The sequence below is a fragment of the Pseudomonas sp. EL_65y_Pfl1_R83 genome, from assembly GCF_963970695.1.
In the GTDB taxonomy this organism is placed as follows: domain Bacteria; phylum Pseudomonadota; class Gammaproteobacteria; order Pseudomonadales; family Pseudomonadaceae; genus Aquipseudomonas; species Aquipseudomonas tritici.
Map to the genome: position 1 here is coordinate 1 of NZ_CAXAQI010000195.1, position 551 is coordinate 551.

At 67.9% G+C, this 551-nt stretch carries 1 protein-coding gene; it reads right to left on the bottom strand.

Going from position 1 to position 551, the window contains the following annotated elements; genetic code table 11:
* The coding region (locus AACY08_RS28375; protein WP_339472418.1) for a PepSY domain-containing protein at positions 1-551 on the bottom strand (551 nt) is incomplete at both ends.

The following is a 551-nucleotide window of genomic DNA, read 5'->3' on the forward strand; positions in this document are numbered from 1 at the left end:
CCTTTCGGCAACCAGCACGGCTATAAGGGTCAGGCCGAACAAGGGCAGGTATAAGGCCAGGGCGAGGATGGCGATGGCCAGTCCCGCCCCAAGGCGCGGGCGGGACAGCGCGATCGGCGCGCCCAGGCCAACATGCCGTCGTCGCCACCACATCACCACGCCCGACCCCGCCAGCACCACCAGCAACAGCGCGGTAACGGTGCCAAGTAGTTGATTTGCTAGGCCGAACAGCGCGCCCTCGTGCCCTGCAACACCGTAGCCGATCGTTTGATCGATCCAGTGGCGCTGCGCAAAGCCTTCGCGACTGATGACGGTGCCCGTGCGACCGTCAATCTTCACCGTGCTACGTAATGGTCGGTTCGCCGCGTCGGACGCTGCCGTCCAGGGGTCGCCCGGCCGCATCGGCGGCGCGATCAGCACCGGTGGTGCCACCGCGAGCGGTCGCACCACTCCGATGACGCGCGCGAGTTCGCCCGACACGATTGGCGCGCGCGGCATCGCCATGCCGCCATGTCCGGCATGGTCTCCCGACATCGCTTCGGCCTGCGGTG